General features: G+C 58.3%; 16 protein-coding genes. 9 read left to right on the top strand and 7 right to left on the bottom strand.

Annotated features, from left to right (window positions below; all coding sequences use genetic code 11):
* Positions 1–243: 243 nt before the first annotated feature.
* The 3 genes from L8I05_RS09080 to L8I05_RS09070 form a co-directional block, all read right to left on the bottom strand.
* Complete coding sequence (locus tag L8I05_RS09080; RefSeq protein WP_242169341.1) at positions 244–987, bottom strand: XRE family transcriptional regulator; 744 nt, start codon at positions 985–987, stop codon at positions 244–246.
* A 1,049-nt stretch (positions 988–2,036) separates the two neighbouring features.
* Positions 2,037–2,258 carry a hypothetical protein gene (locus tag L8I05_RS09075; RefSeq protein WP_242168449.1) on the bottom strand — a complete coding sequence of 74 codons (222 nt, stop codon included), beginning with the start codon at positions 2,256–2,258 and terminating at the stop codon, positions 2,037–2,039.
* 101 nt (positions 2,259–2,359) lie between these two features.
* Positions 2,360–2,722, bottom strand: coding sequence for a DUF1413 domain-containing protein (locus L8I05_RS09070; RefSeq protein ID WP_242168447.1), 363 nt, complete (start codon positions 2,720–2,722; stop codon positions 2,360–2,362).
* Between the two features lie 720 nt (positions 2,723–3,442).
* On the opposite strand from L8I05_RS09070, the gene L8I05_RS09065 reads away from it, so the two are divergent.
* The 3 genes from L8I05_RS09065 (at position 3,443) to fdxA (ending at position 7,124) form a co-directional block, all read left to right on the top strand.
* On the top strand, positions 3,443–3,724 hold the full coding sequence (locus L8I05_RS09065; RefSeq protein ID WP_069552179.1) for a DUF3077 domain-containing protein: 282 nt from the start codon (positions 3,443–3,445) through the stop codon (positions 3,722–3,724).
* A gap of 342 nt (positions 3,725–4,066) precedes the next feature.
* Positions 4,067–6,658, top strand: coding sequence for a DNA mismatch repair protein MutS (gene mutS, locus L8I05_RS09060; RefSeq protein WP_177016322.1), 2,592 nt, complete (start codon positions 4,067–4,069; stop codon positions 6,656–6,658).
* Positions 6,659–6,800: 142 nt separating this feature from the next.
* A complete protein-coding gene (gene fdxA / locus L8I05_RS09055; protein ID WP_159954504.1) occupies positions 6,801–7,124 on the top strand; it encodes a ferredoxin FdxA in 324 nt (107 codons plus the stop codon).
* Between the two features lie 498 nt (positions 7,125–7,622).
* Here fdxA and apbC read toward each other — a convergent pair whose 3' ends face one another.
* Complete coding sequence (apbC, locus tag L8I05_RS09050) at positions 7,623–8,717, bottom strand: iron-sulfur cluster carrier protein ApbC (protein ID WP_159954503.1); 1,095 nt, start codon at positions 8,715–8,717, stop codon at positions 7,623–7,625.
* Positions 8,718–8,889: 172 nt separating this feature from the next.
* Between apbC and metG the strand changes: the two genes are divergently transcribed.
* From metG to L8I05_RS09030, 4 genes are all read left to right on the top strand, one after another.
* Positions 8,890–10,941 (top strand): methionine--tRNA ligase, encoded by a 2,052-nt coding sequence (metG, locus tag L8I05_RS09045; protein ID WP_159954502.1) that lies wholly within the window; start codon positions 8,890–8,892, stop codon positions 10,939–10,941.
* A gap of 275 nt (positions 10,942–11,216) precedes the next feature.
* The gene (gene rsxB / locus L8I05_RS09040; RefSeq protein WP_242168445.1) at positions 11,217–12,380 is read left to right on the top strand and encodes an electron transport complex subunit RsxB; all 1,164 of its coding nucleotides are present in this window, start codon (positions 11,217–11,219) and stop codon (positions 12,378–12,380) included.
* Positions 12,381–12,482: 102 nt separating this feature from the next.
* Positions 12,483–13,121 carry an endonuclease III gene (nth, locus tag L8I05_RS09035; RefSeq protein ID WP_197624630.1) on the top strand — a complete coding sequence of 213 codons (639 nt, stop codon included), beginning with the start codon at positions 12,483–12,485 and terminating at the stop codon, positions 13,119–13,121.
* 107 nt (positions 13,122–13,228) lie between these two features.
* Positions 13,229–13,408 carry a hypothetical protein gene (locus L8I05_RS09030; protein ID WP_242168443.1) on the top strand — a complete coding sequence of 60 codons (180 nt, stop codon included), beginning with the start codon at positions 13,229–13,231 and terminating at the stop codon, positions 13,406–13,408.
* A gap of 83 nt (positions 13,409–13,491) precedes the next feature.
* Here L8I05_RS09030 and L8I05_RS09025 read toward each other — a convergent pair whose 3' ends face one another.
* From L8I05_RS09025 to L8I05_RS09015, 3 genes are all read right to left on the bottom strand, one after another.
* Complete coding sequence (locus L8I05_RS09025; protein WP_053254650.1) at positions 13,492–14,124, bottom strand: response regulator transcription factor; 633 nt, start codon at positions 14,122–14,124, stop codon at positions 13,492–13,494.
* A 637-nt stretch (positions 14,125–14,761) separates the two neighbouring features.
* Positions 14,762–15,979, bottom strand: a complete 1,218-nt coding sequence (locus tag L8I05_RS09020; protein WP_159954499.1) for an argininosuccinate synthase — start codon at positions 15,977–15,979, stop codon at positions 14,762–14,764.
* A gap of 129 nt (positions 15,980–16,108) precedes the next feature.
* A complete protein-coding gene (locus tag L8I05_RS09015) occupies positions 16,109–17,017 on the bottom strand; it encodes an OmpA family protein (RefSeq protein ID WP_242168441.1) in 909 nt (302 codons plus the stop codon).
* Positions 17,018–17,173: 156 nt separating this feature from the next.
* On the opposite strand from L8I05_RS09015, the gene pyrC reads away from it, so the two are divergent.
* Both pyrC and rnt read left to right on the top strand, forming a co-directional pair.
* Complete coding sequence (gene pyrC, locus L8I05_RS09010) at positions 17,174–18,220, top strand: dihydroorotase (RefSeq protein WP_242168439.1); 1,047 nt, start codon at positions 17,174–17,176, stop codon at positions 18,218–18,220.
* Positions 18,217–18,888 carry a ribonuclease T gene (gene rnt, locus L8I05_RS09005; protein WP_010564138.1) on the top strand — a complete coding sequence of 224 codons (672 nt, stop codon included), beginning with the start codon at positions 18,217–18,219 and terminating at the stop codon, positions 18,886–18,888. Before pyrC ends, rnt begins: the two co-directional genes overlap by 4 nt.
* Positions 18,889–18,935 lie beyond the last annotated feature (47 nt).

The raw sequence follows: 18,935 nt of genomic DNA, 5'->3' as shown, positions 1-18,935 counted from the left end.
TTGCCGATGTTGCGTGCCTTCCTTGTCTTCCTTGGCAGCATCCTTGCCGCCTCCACCAGGCCTTGTTGGCTGGCTTGAGATGAAGAATATGCATGTATGCATATACAGTCAATGCACAAATGCATTTATTTTCCGCAATGAAATGCACGAGTGCATTTTCGGCCTTGTGGGCTAAGGATTTGGCGGTTTTCTACAGGCGAAAAAAAGCCCGCGCACTGGCGGGCTTTGTCTTACGTAAGGTGGTTAACGGGCGTACATGCCCCACCAGAACACATGACCGAGGATGCTGATCTGCTCATCCTGGATATCCTGGAAGCTGTAGTCCTCGTCAGGGTGCTCATCGCGATTGAAACTGCGCAGGCGAATCCCGGAAGGCAGGCGATAGAGCTGTTTCACCCGCAGTTGGCCGTTGTGGTTGATGGCATACAAGTCGCCATCGACGATATCGCCAATGCCACTCTTGCCTGCGTTCACCCCGACCGTCGCGCCGTCTCGCAGCACCGGCAACATACTGTTGCCGCGCACCGTTACACACTTGGCCTGGTCAAACTGCACACCGTTATGCCGCAGGCTGCGCTTGCCGAAACGCAAGCTGGCCTTCTCGCTTTCCTCGATGACGAATCTTCCTGATCCAGCAGCCAATTCAACCTCACGCAGAAAGGGGATCGACACCTCGTCATCATTAACGGGCGTGTCGTCATCCCACAGGCTTATATCCCTGAGTTCCGAATGCATCGGGTCGCGCCCGTCATCCCGCAAAGCCCCCACCGCCGCGCGCCCGCGCAAGTGGTCGGTGCTGACACGGAAGTACTCGGCGATGCGCGAGATATGCTTGTCCGACGGATCAACGATCTTGCCGCTGAGGATCCGCGAGAGTGTGGATTGAGGCACGCCAGTACGCCGGTGAAGCTCCGTGGGGGAGATCCGGTCGCGGTCTAGGAGTTCTCTTAAGACGGTTGAAACGTTGCGTTTTTGCATAAGGGGGATGATGACGGGGGATTTTGGGGTTGGCAAATGCTAATTTGCATAAATTATGCAAATTCGGGAAGCGTTAGGCGACACATCAGTAAGCAACGGGGTCTAGGCACTAGTCAATTTCAAAATCTGAGAGGCTGCTATCGACCAGAAGTACTCATTCAATGTGTCTATGAAAACTCAGGTCAATTCACCGGGCGAGTCAAGTGCGTACCAACTCTGGGTCAAGCCAAACGTCTTCAAAATTATTGTCGTCGATGTAAAAACGATAGCCTGGCGGCAAATCAAGATATTCGACAACTTCCGGTAGATAGTCCGTGATGTGGTCTACATGCAGGGGTGAAAAAAAATCGTCAGCCTCAGACCACTCCATACCGCACCACAGATACCAACCGTTCGTACCGTTATCCGGATTAACCCTTAACCCATTTATGGGCTGAAGCCCCAGAGTCCCCAACGCTATTCCGATTTTTGACCCTGATTGTGGTCGATCAGGGGTAACCCCCTGCCATTCACAAATGCTTTGCTCATTCCTTACTCGCACAGCAATTTTCTCCACACATTTGGGTGCCATACAGTTCGCACTCTCATGGCTGGGGTCTACCTGTCACGACTGGGTCGAGTGGGTCAATGTCGGTCAATCATATCAGGCAGAAATCGGCCAGAAGCAGACATTCGGGACCTTCAAAAGGGACGGATTTATCCTTTTTTTGTTCGTTCCTAGGGAGCGAAAGTGTCCCTTCTTAGTACCCTGCCACGGCTTGCGACCGGGCTTGAATTAACGCAAAACGAATTTCCTAGGCTGGTTCAACGCTTACGTACGGAGGAAGCAGATTTACCACGGTGCCAGATTGAGGCTCAATCCAAATTTGCCGCATGTGGGCACCGAGGCCATCGAAACGAAGGACGATATTTCTTCCGTCACTGAGAACGAATTTGTAGTTGCGACCTAGTGTGAAGCTGATCATATGATTTCCTTGTTCAAAAAACGCGAAAACAGCATCTCTTAAGTGTCGTGGCCCGAGTTCATTGAGGCCGGGGCTAGGGCCAACTGAACGCCCCTAGAGTCGTGTGATTTTCTTAACTAGCGCACCTGGTGCTGTCCAGGTCTGGATTTCGCTGGGTTCCCCGTGATCAATGCTGGAAACCAAATAGAGGATGTCCCCTAAAGCATCGTCTACCTTTAACCGCCCTTCGCTGACAGCTATAAGTGCTTCCCTCAAAACAGATTCCATGTTCTCTAGCGTTTCGTCATCAAGCGCAGACTTGCGAACAGTTTCCATATCGATATCTCTGGGCTGAGCACGATCATCGTGCTCATCTACGTCCTTAGCCCCGGATTTTTAGGTCCAGGGCTTGGGCACAGCGGTGCGAAATTTCCTGTTTACCGCTTCAAGTAAATGGCCTTGTTCGCGCTATTGCGGCGCAACCACACGGCGATTTCCAAGCGTTCAACCTCTTTTCGGAAACTTCGGCCAAGCGATTTACGGTCACCACCACTCAGACGATTCCAATCCTCATAACCCAAAACGTCATCGAGTGTAAATTCAGCGTTTTTTTCGATTGCTTCTACCCCACGTATCGCCACGTGAAGGAAGGCACCAAGCGATTTGCTTTCTAAATCAGGGTCATCGAGGGCTTCCCGCAATATGTCGTCAATAGCGACCTCAACCGTTGAGCCGTTCTTTCGAGCTAGAGTGAGTAACGCGAGGAGTAAATCCTCTTTGATCTGGATATTGACTAGCATTTTCGGGGATCCTCATCGAGATTATTTTAAACATGAATATAAATGAGCGTTAAAATGAACGCAACTCATTTCAACAATGAATACTAAAGGATGATCTTTCCCCTGGTCTACCGTATAAAAAAATGGTGACTCAAATACCTAACGAATCGCCGCTTGATCGGCAGTCAAGTTGGGCTTGCCCTGATCAAGACAGGCTTGGCCAAGGTTGGGTGTCACTGTCTCAACATAGCCAGTTGCCACCATCAGCCTGGCCACCACAGAGGAAAAAAGGTGGGGACGTATTTATTTGTAGAATCGACCGGCCGCTCTTGGCCGAAAGCTGCCTTCACCTTTGAGCCACTGACCAGGGGTCTTACATCTTTAGGTGATCATTTCCTGGGCACATCCTCCTGCATGGGTCCGTTGGCAGCTGGCAAAGCAAAGAGAGTCCCCTTTTTCCCAGTTGCACCCACCCCACCACCACGCTACCCTCCCTCCGTCGCTGCCAATTCAGCGACCGGGCCTGATAACCCGGCAAGATGCAGGCGCACCAAGCGCCCCCAAAACCCGATTTGCAGGCGTTTTTTTTCGCCTTTCATTTCGTGCAATGGCGGCTGTGCGTGGGAGACCTTCGGGTCTGCCGGGTTCCTGTATCTCCGGTTTATCAGCCTGCGCACAGCTGCCACCCAATTCGCCTGATAACGAATGTGGTAGCTCTCAATTGATATGGGAGTTTTACCGATGACCGCTACAAATCCGTCTGCGTTAACCACCCTCGGCGTCACCCCCTTCTCCTTCCACTCCGACCAACCTCTATTCCGCGTCAACAGCGGTGTTTCCCTGCACGAAGCCTTGCATCACGCATCCGACCTCCTTCACGTTGCCAAGCAGCTCGCAGAAGATGCGGCGATGACCAAGGAGACGGATCGTTACGCCTGGGCGTCGCATTACTTGCAGGAGATGGTGAAGGCGGTGGTGGATGATGTGGTGAAGGTGTTGGATTCGCCCGGTAACCTTCAGTAACAGCCGGAAGAAAGAAAGGGGCGGCGCATTTAGTTAAATGCACCGCCCTTTTTTGTGTTTTACCTAACCGTTTGCGACCTGCGAAGCCCCGACTTCGCGTGTTAACCTTGCGCCCATCGCAAAAATGCTGGGCCAAGCGCCCAATGCCGATCAGTTAAGCGACCACGACTGGGCACGATGTTGAGCTTTCGAACTTCAGCGATGCAGGGGCTGCGGCCTGCCAGGCTCGACAGCTCCCACATTCGGCCTGCGTCGTTTGGAAACCTGCGCTGCGCAACTGATCGACACTGGACCAAGCGCCCCCTTTGCCCCATCACTTTCAACGAATTTGCCTACTATCCAATGAGTAAAAACACGTCCGATCTGTCTTCCCACACGCCGATGATGCAGCAGTACTGGCGTCTGAAAAACCAGCACCCTGATCAGTTGATGTTCTATCGCATGGGCGACTTCTACGAGATCTTCTATGAAGACGCGAAGAAGGCCGCCAAGTTGCTGGACATCACTTTGACCGCGCGCGGGCAGTCGGCGGGGCAGTCGATTCCAATGTGTGGGATTCCTTACCATTCGTTGGAAGGCTACCTGGTCAAGCTGGTGAAGCTGGGCGAGTCGGTGGTGATTTGTGAGCAGATCGGCGACCCGGCGACCAGCAAGGGGCCGGTTGAACGTCAGGTGGTGCGCATTATTACGCCGGGTACGGTGAGTGATGAGGCGCTGCTGGATGAGCGTCGTGACAACCTGATCGCGGCGGTGTTGGGCGATGAGCGTTTGTTCGGCCTGTCGGTGCTGGATATCACCAGCGGCAATTTCAGTGTGCTGGAGATCAAGGGCTGGGAGAACCTGCTGGCGGAGCTGGAGCGCATTAACCCGGTGGAGTTGTTGATTCCGGATGATTGGCCAAAGGATTTGCCGGCAGAAAAGCGTCGTGGGACCAAGCGTCGTGCGCCGTGGGATTTTGAGCGTGATTCGGCGCTGAAAAGTCTGTGCCAGCAATTCTCGGTGCAAGACCTCAAAGGTTTCGGTTGCGAAAACCTGACCCTGGCCATCGGCGCCGCCGGTTGCTTGCTCGGCTATGCCAAGGAAACCCAGCGCACCGCCCTGCCGCATTTGCGCAGCCTGCGCCATGAACGCCTGGACGATACCGTGGTGCTGGATGGCGCGAGCCGTCGCAACCTGGAGTTGGACACTAACCTGGCCGGTGGCCGCGATAACACGCTGCAATCGGTGGTGGACCGTTGCCAGACTGCCATGGGCAGCCGTTTGCTGACCCGCTGGCTGAACCGCCCGCTGCGCGACTTGACTGTGCTGCAAGCGCGCCAGACGTCTATTACCTGCCTTCTGGATGGCTATCGCTTTGAAACGCTGCAGCCGCAGCTGAAAGAAATCGGCGATATCGAGCGCATCCTGGCGCGCATCGGCCTGCGCAATGCGCGGCCGCGTGACCTGGCGCGCCTGCGCGATGCCTTGAGCGCGCTGCCGCAATTGCAGGCTGCGATGGCCCACCTCGATACGCCGCACCTGCAACAGCTGGCCGTGACCGCCGGTACTTACCCGGACCTCGCGGCGCTGCTGGAAAAAGCCATTATCGACAACCCGCCGGCGATCATCCGTGACGGCGGCGTGCTGAAAACCGGTTACGACACCGAGCTGGATGAGCTGCAATCCCTGAGCGAAAACGCCGGGCAGTTCTTGATTGATCTGGAAGCCCGCGAAAAGGCCCGCACCGGCCTAGCCAACTTGAAGGTCGGTTACAACCGCGTGCACGGCTACTTTATTGAGTTGCCGAGCAAGCAGGCCGAGTCGGCGCCGATCGACTATCAGCGTCGTCAAACCCTTAAAGGTGCCGAGCGTTTCATCACGCCGGAGCTGAAAGAGTTTGAAGACAAGGCGCTGTCGGCCAAGAGCCGCGCTCTGGCGCGCGAGAAAATGCTTTATGAAGCGCTGCTCGAAGACTTGATCAGCCGCTTGGCGCCGTTGCAGGACACCGCCGCCGCCCTGGCGGAACTGGATGTGTTGAGCAACCTGGCCGAGCGCGCGCTGAACCTTGATTTGAACTGCCCGCGGTTTGTCAGCGAGCCGTGCATGCGCATCGTGCAAGGCCGTCACCCGGTGGTGGAGCAGGTGTTGACCACGCCGTTCGTCGCCAATGACCTGTCGCTGGATGACGACACCCGCATGCTGGTGATCACCGGTCCGAACATGGGCGGTAAATCCACCTACATGCGCCAGACCGCCTTGATCGTGTTGCTGGCGCATATCGGCAGCTTTGTGCCGGCGGCCAGTTGCGAGTTGTCGCTGGTGGACCGCATTTTCACGCGGATCGGTTCCAGCGATGACCTGGCCGGTGGCCGTTCGACCTTTATGGTGGAAATGAGCGAAACCGCCAACATCCTGCACAACGCCACCGAGCGCAGCCTGGTGCTGATGGACGAAGTCGGTCGCGGCACCAGCACCTTCGACGGTTTGTCGCTGGCATGGGCGGCGGCCGAGCGTTTGGCGCATTTGCGTGCCTATACGCTGTTCGCCACGCACTATTTCGAGCTGACCGTACTGCCGGAAAGCGAGCCGCTGGTGGCCAACGTGCACCTCAATGCCACCGAGCACAACGAGCGCATTGTGTTCCTGCACCACGTGCTGCCGGGGCCGGCCAGCCAGAGTTACGGCCTGGCCGTGGCGCAGCTGGCGGGTGTGCCGAGCGAGGTCATCACCCGTGCCCGCGAGCATTTGAGCCGCCTGGAAGAAACCGCGCTGCCCCACGATATTCCCGTGGCCAGCCCGGCCAAAGCCAGCAGCAAACCCGCCGCGCCGCACCAGAGCGACATGTTCGCCAGCCTGCCGCATCCGGTGCTGGATGAGCTGGCCAAACTTGATCTGGACGGATTGACGCCGCGAAAAGCGCTAGAAATGTTATATGCACTGCAAGTTCGGATATAACGCAGACGCTTGCAAGCTGGTAGACTCTCGCGCGGTTTGGGATGCTGCAGGCTTTTAGCCTGGCCTGCAGACTATCGCTCCCGAACCTCGCGAGCCCTGCCACAAAGGGTTTCGCTGCCGCCGCCTGAGGAGAAAATTAGAAATGACCTTCGTCGTTACCGACAACTGCATCAAGTGCAAGTACACCGACTGCGTCGAAGTGTGTCCGGTGGACTGCTTCTACGAAGGCCCGAACTTCCTGGTTATCCACCCGGACGAGTGCATCGACTGCGCCCTGTGTGAACCAGAGTGCCCGGCCGTCGCTATTTTCTCCGAGGACGAAGTCCCGGCAGAGATGCAGGAATTCATTCAGTTGAACGTCGAGCTGGCGGAAATCTGGCCGAACATCACTGAGCGCAAGGATCCGATGCCGGATGCAGCGCAGTGGGATGGCAAGAAAGGCAAGCTTGCAGACCTGGAGCGCTAACAGCGCCGCCGCCCAATAAAAAAGGCCCCTTGCGGGCCTTTTTGCGTTTCTGTGTGGCGGGTTTCACTTTTCTGCAGGCAAAAAAAAGGGGCGGTATGACCCGCCCACATTTTTTCCCTAGTCCCTGTATTCCTTTTCATCGTCCTGATGAATCGCATCCTGCGACGTTCCTTCAACCATCGTTCCTTGATGGCTGTGTCAATCCGTGGACACAGGGCTGATCTTAGAGACTTCCAACGTAAGTTCAACGGGATCCAAGCGGCGGGCTGACAGACTTGAACGCTCAAACAAATATAAATAATTGTTATATTTCAACAGGATAGAAAATACTCTCGTCAATTCGAGACGTCCCGCCCCGGCAAAAAACCCAAACACTTACGGAAAAGTAAGCGAATGCTTACACGCGCAATTGTGTAAAAGCGCAGTAACACCTTGTTGACCTATTCGCAGGCAAGAAAAAGCCCCGACCCAGTCGAGGCTTGTTTTCCTTCAGGCGGATCAGTCGTCGCTGACCGTAATCGTCGGCATTGCCGGCGCAGCCGCTTCTTGAAGGACGATACGCGCGCCCACATGCCGCGCCAGCTCCTGGTAAATCAGAGCGATCTGCCCATCGGGCTCGGCGGCCACGGTGGGTTTGCCGCCGTCAGCCTGCTCGCGAATCTCCATCGCCAGTGGCAACGAGGCCAGCACTTCAACGCCGTATTGGGTGGCCAGCTTCGCACCGCCGCCTTCGCCAAACAGGTGCTCGGCATGCCCGCAGTTGGAGCAGATGTGTACCGCCATGTTTTCCACCACGCCCAGCACCGGGATGTTGACCTTGCGGAACATCTCCACGCCTTTTCGCGCGTCGAGCAGCGCCAGGTCCTGCGGCGTGGTCACGATCACTGAACCGGCCACCGGGACTTTCTGCGCCAGGGTCAGCTGGATATCGCCGGTGCCTGGCGGCATGTCGATCACCAGATAATCCAGGTCGCCCCAGGCGGTCTGGGTGACCAGTTGCAGCAAGGCGCCGGAGACCATCGGCCCGCGCCAGACCATCGGCGTGTTGTCATCGGTGAGGAAGGCCATGGACATGACTTCCACGCCCATCGACTCAATCGGCACGAACCACTTCTGGTCCTTGACCTTCGGCCGGGTGCCTTCGGCGATGCCGAACATCACACCTTGGCTTGGGCCATAAATGTCGGCGTCGAGAATCCCCACGCGCGCACCTTCACGGGCCAGCGCCAGCGCCAGGTTGGCCGCCGTGGTGGATTTACCCACGCCGCCTTTGCCCGACGCCACGGCCACGACGTTCTTGACGTTGGCCAGGCCAGGGATTTGCGCCTGGGCCTTGTGCGCGGCGATCACGCACTGGATGTCGACCTTGGCGGAACCCACGCCGTCGAGACCCTCGATAGCCATTTGCAGCATCTGCGCCCAACCGCTCTTGAACAGACCGGCGGCATAACCCAGCTCCAGCTGGACCGACACCGTGTCGCCCTGGACCTCGATGGCGCGTACACAGCCGGCACTGACCGGGTCCTGGTTCAAATAGGGGTCGGTGTATTGGCGAAGAACGGCTTCCACCGCTGCGCGATTGACGGCGCTCATGGGCTACTCCCGAAAAAAGACTGACTGAAACAGGCGGCTATCCTAACCGTTCCAGCCGCCCAGCGGCATGCTTTCGAAGGTTGGGGGGTGGTTGAAACAGCCTCACGGGGTGAAATAAATTTCCCGGCGCTTTATAGTGGCCGACCTCCGTTTCATCAAGTAGCCGAGCCCCATGTCCGAGCCACGCAAGATCCTCGTCACCAGCGCCCTGCCCTATGCCAATGGTTCTATCCATCTTGGCCATATGCTTGAGTACATCCAGACCGATATGTGGGTGCGCTTCCAGAAGCATCGCGGCAATCAATGCATTTATGTCTGCGCGGACGACGCCCACGGTTCGGCCATCATGTTGCGCGCCGAAAAGGAAGGGATCACTCCGGAACAACTGATCGCCAATGTGCAGGCTGAACACAGCGCCGACTTTGCCGAGTTCCTGGTCGATTTCGACAACTTCCACTCGACCCACTCCGACGAAAACCGCGAGCTGTCGAGCCAGATCTACACGCGCTTGCGCGACGCCGGGCACATTGCCACGCGCTCGATCACGCAGTATTTCGACCCGGAAAAGAAAATGTTCCTGGCCGACCGCTTCATCAAGGGCACCTGCCCGAAATGCGGCACCGAGGACCAGTACGGTGACAACTGCGAGAAGTGCGGCGCCACCTACGCCCCGACTGACCTGAAGAACCCGCGCTCGGCCATTTCCGGCGCCATTCCGGTGCTCAAGGATTCCCAGCACTTCTTCTTCAAGCTCCCGGATTTCCAGCAAATGCTGCAAACCTGGACCCGCAGCGGCACCCTGCAAGACGCCGTGGCCAACAAGATCGCCGAATGGCTGGATGCCGGCTTGCAACAGTGGGACATTTCCCGCGATGCGCCGTACTTCGGCTTCGAGATTCCGGACGAGCCGGGCAAGTATTTCTATGTGTGGCTGGACGCGCCAATCGGCTACATGGCCAGCTTCAAGAACCTGTGCGACCGCACGCCGGAGCTGGATTTCGACGCGTTCTGGGCCAAGGATTCCACCGCCGAGCTGTACCACTTCATCGGCAAGGACATCGTCAACTTCCACGCGCTGTTCTGGCCGGCGATGCTCGAAGGTTCGGGCTACCGCAAGCCAACCGGCATTGCCGTACACGGCTACCTGACGGTCAACGGCCAGAAGATGTCCAAGTCCCGTGGCACCTTTATCAAGGCGCGCACCTACCTGGACCATCTGTCGCCGGAATACCTGCGCTACTACTACGCCTCCAAGCTGGGCCGTGGCGTCGACGACCTCGACCTGAACCTGGAAGACTTCGTACAGAAGGTCAACTCGGACCTGGTCGGCAAAGTCGTCAACATCGCCAGCCGTTGCGCCGGCTTTATCCACAAAGGCAATGCCGGCGTGCTGGTAGCGGAAAACGCCGCACCGGAACTGACCGAAGCCTTCCTGGCCGCTGCGCCGAGCATCGCCGACGCCTATGAAGCCCGCGACTTTGCCCGCGCCATGCGCGAGATCATGGGCCTGGCCGACCGTGCCAACGCCTGGATCGCCGACAAGGCACCGTGGTCGCTGAACAAGCAGGAAGGCAAGCAGGCTGAAGTCCAGGCGATCTGCGCCACGGGCGTCAACCTGTTCCGGCAGTTGGTGATCTTCCTCAAGCCGGTGCTGCCATTGCTGGCGGCTGACGCCGAGGCGTTCCTCAACGTCGCGCCGCTGACCTGGAACGACCACGCCACCTTGCTCAGCAACCATCAATTGAACGAGTTCAAGCCGCTTATGACCCGTATCGACCCGGTCAAGGTGCAGGCGATGACCGACGCTTCGAAAGAAGACCTGGTCGCCAGCCAGACCGACACCGGCGACGCAGCACCGGCCGGCAACGGCGAACTGGACAAGGACCCGATTTCGGCCGAAATCGATTTCGACGCCTTTGCTGCCGTGGACCTGCGTGTCGCGCTGATCGTCAAAGCCGAAGCCGTGGAAGGTGCCGACAAGCTGCTGCGCCTGACCCTGGACCTGGGCGGCGAGCAACGTAACGTGTTCTCCGGCATCAAGAGCGCTTACCCGGACCCGTCCAAGCTCGATGGCCGCCTGACCATGATGATCGCCAACCTCAAGCCACGGAAAATGAAGTTCGGCATCTCTGAAGGCATGGTGATGGCCGCAGGCCCTGGTGGCGAAGAGATCTACCTGTTGAGCCCTGACAGCGGCGCCAAGCCGGGTCAGCGGATCAAGTAAGCCTGTCTGGCTGAGTGGCGCGGGCTTGTTGAAGTGAGTTGGCCTGTTGTAGTGGACGGGCTCGTTGTGGCGAGCGGGCTAGCCCCGCGTTGGGCTGCGAAGCAGCCCCACCAGGACCACCGCGTTTTTACAGGTAGAACGAGGCGCCTGGTCTAGGGCCGCTGCGCGCCCCAACGCGGGGCAAGCCCGCTCGCCACAACAAGCCCGCTCACCACAACAAGCCTGCTTACCGCGACAGGTCCTGTTTGTTTAACCGGCACGCCAATGATCACCCCATGAACCTGATTCAACGTATCGACGCGCTGCTGCCGCAGACCCAATGCGGCAAATGCGGGCACCCGGGCTGCAAGCCTTACGCCGAAGGCATCGCTCAGGGCGAGGCGATCAACAAGTGCCCGCCCGGTGGGCAGGAAACCATCGCAGGCCTTGCGCAGTTGCTGCGCGTGCCGGTGCTAGAACTGGACACCAGCCGGGGTGAAGCCCCCGCCCAAGTCGCCTATATCCGCGAGGCCGAGTGCATCGGCTGCACCAAGTGCATCCAGGCCTGCCCGGTGGATGCGATTGTCGGCGCGGCCAAGTTGATGCACACGGTGATCATCGATGAGTGCACCGGTTGCGACCTGTGCGTCGCGCCATGCCCTGTTGACTGCATCGAAATGCGCCCTGCGACCACCGTGCTGCCGATTGTGGGCGGCCTGGCGGCCAACGATCGCCAGCGCCATGAACGCGGCCTCAAGCGCGACCGCGCACGCCGGCGTTATGAGCAGCGCAACGCACGCTTGCAGCGCGAAGAAGCGCATAAGCTCGCTGAACGCCTGGCGCGGGCCAAACGCTCGGCGCCGATTGCGCCCGTGCTGGCCGATTCCGCCGCGGCCGCCAGGGACGCCGCCGTCAAGAAAGCCAAGATCACGGTCGCCATGAGTCGCGCCCAACTGCACAAATCCCTGAAAGCGTTCGGCCACCCGCCGACCTTTGAGCAGCAGTCGCAGTTGGTTGCCCTGCAGCAGCAGTTCGAAGCGGCGGAGCAGGCGCTTGCGGCGCTGGAAGTCAACAGCCCGCCGCCACCTCCAACCACCAAAGACCCTGAGCTCAAGCGCGCAAAAATCCAGCTGGCCATGCGCCGCGCCGAATTGAAAAAAGCTCAGGACCTGAATGCCGACGAGCAGCAACTGGCAACGCTGAGCGCCGCACTGTCCAACGCCGAACAGGCGCTGCATGACGCCGAGGCGATCAGCGAACAGCCCCGGCCCGACTTGCAGCGCGTGGAAAAACGCCCCGTCGACGCCCAACTGCGTCAGTTGAAAACCGCCCTGGCCTATGCCCGCGCCGATGTCAGCAAGCTGCAACGCCAGTCGGACGTCAGCGCGGATGAACTGAACGCCGCACAACTCAAACTGGACGAAGCGCAGCGCCAAGTCGATGCCCATACCGGCGCTTGAGCCGCAACCGGCGCTGCCGGGCACGGTGACGATGGTTTATCCTGCAACGCTCGGCCCTACGTTGCCCCTCACGCTGACCGCCCGCAAGGAAATGCCTGCCCCATGAACGCCGCAAAACGCCTGGAAATTTTCCGCAGGCTTCACGAAGACAATCCGGAACCCAAAACCGAGCTGGCCTACTCGTCGCCGTTCGAATTGCTGATTGCGGTGATCCTGTCAGCCCAGTCCACGGACGTTGGCGTCAACAAGGCCACGGCCAAACTGTATCCGGTGGCCAATACGCCGCAGGCCATCTATGCCTTGGGCGTGGAGGGGTTGTCGGAATACATCAAGACCATCGGCCTGTACAACAGCAAAGCCAAGAATGTTATCGAGACCTGCCGCCTGCTCGTCGAGTTGCATGGCGGCGAAGTCCCACAGACCCGCGAGGCACTGGAAGCGCTTCCAGGGGTGGGGCGTAAAACCGCGAATGTGGTGCTCAATACCGCGTTCCGGCAACTGACCATGGCGGTGGACACGCATATTTTTCGCGTCAGCAACCGAACCGGCATCGCGCGCGGCAAGAACGTGGTGGAAGTGGAAAAGCAGTTGATGAAGTTCGTGCCCAAGCCGTATTTGCTCGACTCCCATCACTGGCTGATCCTTCACGGACGCTACGTTTGTCAGGCGCGCAAACCGCGCTGCGGCAGTTGCCGCATCGAAGACCTGTGCGAATACAAGGACAAGACGTCAGACGATTGAGGGTTCATTGGTTTTCTCGATCAGTCGATTGAAAAAATCTTTTTTACCCTGTCGTGGTTTATCGTTATAAGGAGCGCCAATGGCAGTCTTAGCCTGGAGTTAACCTTATGAGCACTGGCAAAGAACAACTGGAAGTAGACGACGAGCTCGTTGATGCGGACGACGACGGGGAAGCCCCGGTTGTTGAGGTGGCCAAGACCAATTTGAGCAAACGCCGCACTATCGATAACCTTCTGGAAGAGCGACGCTTGCAAAAACAGCTGGCCGATTACGACTTCGATCTCTGATCGAGCCGCCTTCGACCGGAAGCCTCCCTGACGGAGGCTTTTTTTTGCCGGTTCTACGAGCGCCTGCGGGACGCCCGCCGCCGTTATACCAGGCCGTTGCGTTGGGCCAGCTCAATCAGGTCGACGAGGGAACGCGCATTGAGCTTGAGCAGCAGGCGCGTCTTGTAGGTACTCACGGTCTTGTTGCTGAGGAACATGCCATCAGCAATCTCTTTGTTGGTTTTGCCACGCGCCAGTTGCTGCAACACCATCATTTCGCGCCCCGACAAGCGTTCGACCATGTCCGCCTCACTGGCGTTACCCATGGTGGAGCGCACGGAGTTGAGCGCCTGGTTGGGGAAATAGCTGTAGCCGGAGAGCACCGCCTTGATGGCGCTCAACAACTCAGTCAGGTCCTGCTGCTTGCACACGTAGCCCGCCGCGCCCGCCTGCATGCAGCGCATGGAAAAATGCCCGGGCGCCTGGGACGTCAGCACCAACACCTTCACAGGCGCAGGTTGCTTGGTGGAGGCCAGGCGGCAGATAACCTCCAGGCCATCGAGTTTGGGAATTCCGATATCCAATATAACAATGTCCGGCACATGCTCGCGTGCAAGTTGCAACGCATCGACGCCGTTATCAGTCTCCGCAACGACTTCATAACCATGACGCTCCATGAGCATGCGCACAGCAAGACGAATGACGGGATGATCATCCACGATCAGCACTTTATTCATGAGAAAGTCCAATTTCGCTGTTCGAATTATTTAGAGCAAGCACAATAGCCTAGTCGTTTCCTAGTTGGCATAGCGCTCCCCCCCAAGCAACAGCAAGCAGAGACCCAACCCACAACGATATAGGAATTAACCTACAAAAAAACATTAACCCAGACGCGTCCGATTTTATGCAGACTTTCAGACCTTTCCGTGGGCATACATATCTTGAGTGAAATATCCGCCGTATAAGGGGATCAAGGTAAACGTGCCGCACAAGACTTTCAGGAAATGCCCATTGCGCGGCGCCGTCAGGCGAGTGAACAGGTGAGAAAATTCCGACTCTTTTAGTTCCATTCCACATATTTTCTAACATCCCTAATTCCTACAGAATTTTCTTAGTCTTACATACCATTCGCACTTATATAGTGAATCTTCTGTAAGACATAGTTCCTAGGCAGGTGTTAAAAAATCATTCACCGACGTAAAAAATAAAACTCCAAAACAAAAACACAGTCCATAACTTTTTCACTGACAGACCATAAACATTTACCAAACGCTTTTAAACATCACGCCGTACTTCTGGCTAGTGCCTTGAATATTCAAGCAAAAAAAAATGGCCCCTTAAACAGGGGCCACTTTTTCACAGCGAGGGGATCACTCAGAACAGCTTGCGACCCTTGTTGGCCGCGATGCGCATGCGCAGCGCATTCAACTTGATGAAGCCCGCAGCATCCGCCTGGTTGTAGGCGCCGCCATCTTCTTCGAAGGTGGCGATGTTGGCGTCGAACAGCGACTCATCGGACTTGCGACCGGTGACGATCACATTGCCCTTGTACAGCTTCAGGCGAACCACACCGTTCACGTGGACTTGGGAGGCGTCGATCATCTGTTGCAGCATCAGACGCTCAGGGCTCCACCAGTAGCCGGTGTAGATCAGGCTGGCGTACTTGGGCATCAGCTCGTCTTTGAGGTGAGCGACTTCACGGTCCAGGGTGATGGACTCGATGGCGCGGTGGGCGCGCAACATGATGGTGCCACCTGGGGTTTCGTAGCAGCCACGGGACTTCATGCCCACGTAACGGTTCTCGACGATGTCGAGACGGCCGATACCGTGTTCGCCACCGATACGGTTCAGGGTCGCCAGCACGGTGGCCGGCGTCATCTCAACGCCGTCCAGCGCGACGATGTCGCCGTTGCGGTAGGTCAGTTCCAGGTACTGGGCCTTGTCTGGAGCGTTCTCCGGGGAGACGGTCCATTTCCACATGTCTTCTTCGTGTTCGGTCCAGGTGTCTTCCAGCACGCCGCCTTCATAGGAGATGTGCAGCAGGTTGGCATCCATCGAATACGGGGACTTCTTCTTGCCGTGACGCTCGATTGGGATGGCGTGCTTTTCAGCGTAATCCATCAGCTTTTCGCGCGACAGCAGGTCCCATTCACGCCAAGGAGCAATCACTTTCACGCCTGGCTTGAGCGCGTAGGCACCCAGTTCGAAACGCACCTGGTCGTTACCCTTGCCGGTGGCGCCATGGGAAATGGCGTCGGCGCCGGTTTCGTTGGCGATTTCGATCAGGCGTTTGGCGATCAGCGGACGTGCGATGGAAGTACCCAGCAGGTACTCGCCTTCGTAGACGGTGTTGGCGCGAAACATCGGGTAGACGAAATCGCGGACGAATTCTTCGCGCAGGTCGTCAATGTAGATCTCTTTCACGCCCATGGCTTGCGCCTTGGCACGTGCAGGTTCGACCTCTTCGCCCTGACCCAGGTCAGCGGTGAAGGTCACCACTTCACAGTTATAAGTATCCTGCAGCCACTTGAGGATCACCGAAGTGTCCAGGCCGCCGGAATACGCGAGAACGACCTTGTTTACGTCGGCCATGCCATCACTCCACGGGGTTGTACGGAAAGCCGTCGATTCTACCGACCAAAACCGTGAATTTACAGAGGCGCGACAGCAAATGAAGATAAAGCGACAGATTATGTCGAGCGGGCGACCGATGGTCGCACCTCAGGATGTGTGGGCGGCGTTGCTTGGCGCAGTGGCCTGTGGCGCCGGCTTCTCAGGCACTGCGACGCGTTCGAGCTGAATGTTCACACGCCGATTGCGCGCCCGGTTGGCGGCATTGGTGTTCGGCGCCAGCGGGTAGCTTTCGCCGTGGAAACGCATGGTGATCTGCGATTCCGGGATGCCATTGGCCTTGAAGTAGTCCGTGACCGCCAGCGCCCGACGGCGCGAGACGTCACGGTTGGTGAGGCGGTTGCCACTGTTGTCCGAATGGCCGTTCAACTCGATGTGGTTGACGGTAGGGTCGGCTTTCATGAACGCGAGAATCACGTCCAGCTTCTTCTTCGCCGCTGCGTCCAGCTCGATACCACCGCCTGGGAAGCCGACTTCGGTCTGTTTGACCTGGTCGTAATTCATCGGCAGCAGCTTGGTGGTGCACAGTTGATAGTCGTTGAAGGCCTTGTTGAACTTGACCGGCAACAGGCGAACTTCCGAGTAGCCGCCTTCACGCCCGTAATGCCGCACGGTCGGGCTGCGCCCTTCGAGCAAACCGGTGAACAGCCGCCCGGCCTGGGCCTGGGAGCTGTTGAACAAGACGTCGCCACTGCCGACACGCACGGCGCCAAGGTTGATATCGCCACGGCCCGGCTGCCAGGGTGCGGCGGCCGCCAATAAGGTTGCCGAGCCCGCGCCCAGCGCACCGTTGTAGGCTTTGAGGCGAAATGTAGCCTGCTCGCCGGCCCGGCGCACGAACTCGCCCGAGCCGAAATCGGTGATCGGCTGGGTGAGGCGGCACTCAAACTGGTCGCCTTCCACCTTCCACTCAATATTCTCCAGACGTGTCTGGAACGTGAGGGCCATCGCAGGCAGGCTGGCGAACACACTGAGCAGGGCTAGATAATGCTGGCGCACGGGAGGCTCCACTGGTTTCTACAACACTTCAAAGCGTCATACGTCGTTAAGGCATACCCAGGGATATCGGTAGCGTCCTGCAAAACTTGATAGCGAGTGCCTGCAAGAGTCTTTTCCGGTAGCATTCCCACCAGATTGACCCGCCTGGAATCCCCAATGTCCGACCGCCTGACCCTGCTGCGTCCCGACGACTGGCATATTCATCTTCGCGATGGTGCTGCGTTACCCCAAACTGTGGCCGATGTAGCGCGCACGTTTGGCCGCGCCATCATCATGCCTAACCTGGTGCCTCCGGTGCGTAATGCCGCTGAAGCCGACGCCTATCGCCAGCGCATCCTCGCTGCACGACCGGCCGGCAGCCGCTTCGAACCGCTGATGGTGCTCTACCTCACCGACCGCACCCAGCCTGAAGAAATTCGCGCTGCCAAAGCGACCGGCTTCGTGCACGCCGCCAAGCTCTACCCGGCCGGCGCGACCACCAACTCCGATTCCGGCGTGACCAGTATCGACAAGATCCTGCCGGCCATCGAAGCCATGGCTGAAGTCGGCATGCCGCTGCTGATTCACGGTGAAGTCACCCGTGGCGACGTGGATGTGTTCGATCGCGAGAAGGTCTTCATCGACGAGCACATGCGCCGTGTGGTCGAGCTGTTCCCGACGCTGAAAGTGGTGTTTGAACACATCACCACCGCCGACGCCGTGCAGTTCGTCAGCGAGGCTTCGGCCAACGTGGGCGCGACCATCACCGCGCATCACCTGCTCTACAACCGCAACCACATGCTGGTGGGCGGGATTCGGCCGCACTTCTATTGCCTGCCGATCCTCAAGCGCAACACCCACCAGGTGGCCTTGCTGGATGCCGCCACCAGCGGCAGCCCGAAGTTCTTCCTCGGCACCGACTCCGCACCTCACGCCCAACACGCCAAAGAAGCGGCATGTGGCTGTGCCGGTTGCTACACCGCGTATGCGGCGATCGAGCTGTACGCCGAAGCGTTTGAACAACGCAATGCCCTGGACAAGCTCGAAGGCTTCGCCAGCCTCAATGGCCCGCGTGTCTACGGCCTGCCGGCGAATACCGACCGCATTACCCTGGTCCGTGAAGACTGGACCGCCCCTGCCAGCCTGCCGTTTGGCGAGCTGACCGTTATCCCGCTGCGCGCCGGTGAAACACTGCGCTGGCGCCTGCTGGAGGAAAGCAAGTGAGTGAAGACCATTACGATGACGAACACGAGCACAGTGGTGGCGGTTCCCGTCACCCGATGGCCGAGCGGTTTCGCGGCTATCTGCCGGTTGTCATCGACGTAGAAACCGGTGGTTTCAATTGCGCCACCGACGCCTTGCTGGAAATCGCCGCGACTACCATCGGCATGGACGAGCAGGGTTTTGTGTTCCCGGAACACACTCACTTCTTCCGCGTTGAGCCGTTTGAAGGCGCGAACATTGAAGCAGCGGCCCTGGAGTTCACCGGGATCAAACTGGATCACCCGCTGCGCATGGCAGTGAGTGAAGAAGCGGCGCTGACCGATATCTTCCGCGGTGTGCGCAAGGCGTTAAAAGCCAATGGCTGCAAACGCGCGATCCTGGTCGGGCACAACAGCAGCTTCGACCTGGGCTTCCTGAACGCTGCCGTGGCGCGGCTGGACATGAAACGTAACCCGTTTCACCCGTTCTCCAGCTTCGACACCGCCACCCTCGCAGGCCTGGCGTATGGCCAGACCGTGCTGGCGAAAGCCTGCCAGGCGGCCGGTATCGACTTCGACGGCCGCGAGGCCCACTCGGCTCGCTACGACACCGAGAAAACGGCCGAGCTGTTCTGCGGCATCGTCAATCGGTGGAAGCAGATGGGCGGCTGGGAAGATTTCAACGACTGAGGTTTGCCCGAACGCTGTTGTGGCGAACGGGCTCATTGTGGCAAGCC

The organism is Pseudomonas sp. MONT-RG-20F-20-E-7-02 (genome assembly GCF_022662395.1).
GTDB lineage: Bacteria > Pseudomonadota > Gammaproteobacteria > Pseudomonadales > Pseudomonadaceae > Aquipseudomonas.
The sequence above is the reverse complement of the archived record's forward strand: the minus strand, read 5'-3'. Positions and strand labels throughout refer to the sequence as shown.